The sequence below is a fragment of the Bowmanella dokdonensis genome (assembly GCF_017254865.1).
GTDB lineage: Bacteria > Pseudomonadota > Gammaproteobacteria > Enterobacterales > Alteromonadaceae > Bowmanella > Bowmanella dokdonensis.
This window is the reverse complement of sequence record NZ_JAFKCV010000388.1, coordinates 1-286: the sequence shown is the minus strand read 5'-3', so window position 1 is coordinate 286 and position 286 is coordinate 1. Positions and strand designations below refer to the sequence as shown.

1 protein-coding gene is annotated in these 286 nt (G+C 51.0%); it reads left to right on the top strand.

Annotated elements, in window-relative coordinates; translation table 11 throughout:
• A partial coding sequence (locus J0A66_RS23030; RefSeq protein ID WP_206576098.1) for a DUF819 family protein occupies positions 1–195 on the top strand: 195 nt, incomplete at its 5' end.
• Positions 196–286: the final 91 nt, after the last annotated feature.

The window sequence follows — 286 nt, the reverse complement described above, 5'->3', positions numbered from 1 at the left end:
AAACTGTTTAAGCTGGATCTCTTTACCTGTGGTGTGGCCTCATTGGCTAACATAGGTGGTGTGGCCTCAGCCCCCATTCTTGCGGCGTCCTACTCACGCAGCCTGATCCCCGTTGGTATACTAATGGCGTTGCTAGGCTATATAGTCGGTACAGCAGGAGGCATTCTGGTCGGTAACCTGTTGCCGGCCCTCTAATACAGGAAATGGAAAAAACTATGATTAAGTTGAACTCAATAGTGCTGCTTGTTGGTTTGGCCGTTGGCATTAGCCTCCCCCATGCCCAGGC